This window comes from Streptomyces hygroscopicus subsp. hygroscopicus (genome assembly GCF_001553455.1).
GTDB classification, from domain to species: Bacteria; Actinomycetota; Actinomycetes; order Streptomycetales; family Streptomycetaceae; genus Streptomyces; species Streptomyces hygroscopicus.
This window is the reverse complement of the sequence record NZ_BBOX01000141.1, coordinates 1-602: the sequence shown is the minus strand read 5'-3', so window position 1 is coordinate 602 and position 602 is coordinate 1. Positions and strand designations below refer to the sequence as shown.

Here is a 602-nt window from a genome sequence, read left to right as displayed (position 1 = left end):
GGTCCTCGCCCTCCGCACCGGCCAGCACTCCGGCCAGACGGTGCAGCGCGCGGTCGTTCAGCGTCTCGGGCAGGTCCACCACGCCACCCCAGCGCTGGGGGTACTCCGCCTCCACGATCCGCCCCAGGCCCCACACCATCGCCTGGACCGGGCTCACCAGCCGGTCGGAGCGCCCGACCGACACCGCGCCCCGGGTGCCGCACCACAGCGGAGCCACCACACCGGCGTCGCCCAGTGCCTGCACCAGGCCCACCGTCGCCGCGAGTCCGGCCGGGACCACCTCGAAGGACTCGTGCGCGGACTCGTCCAGCCCCAGCAGCGAGAACACCCCCGCCACGGCCGACGGCTCCACTCGCGCCTCGTCGAGCGCCTCACGCAGCCGCTCCGTCATCACCTCACGGCCATCCGCCGCCCCGAGGGCCACGCGCACCACCTGCGCACCGCGCCCGGTCAGGCCGTCCAGCACGCTGGCGACCAGAGCATCGTCACCGCACGCTTCCGGAACGGCCACGAGCCAGGTGCCCTCAAGGGTCGTTTCCGGCACGGCCGCCAGGGGCTTCCAGACCACCTGGTAGCGCCAGCCGTCCACCGTGTTCCGCTCA

Annotated in this window: 1 protein-coding gene; it reads right to left on the bottom strand. The window is 74.3% G+C overall.

All coding sequences use genetic code 11. The features are described from left to right. Positions 1 to 602 (bottom strand): SpnB-like Rossmann fold domain-containing protein (locus AXW62_RS16915; protein ID WP_159060893.1); only part of this gene is annotated, 602 nt, incomplete at both ends.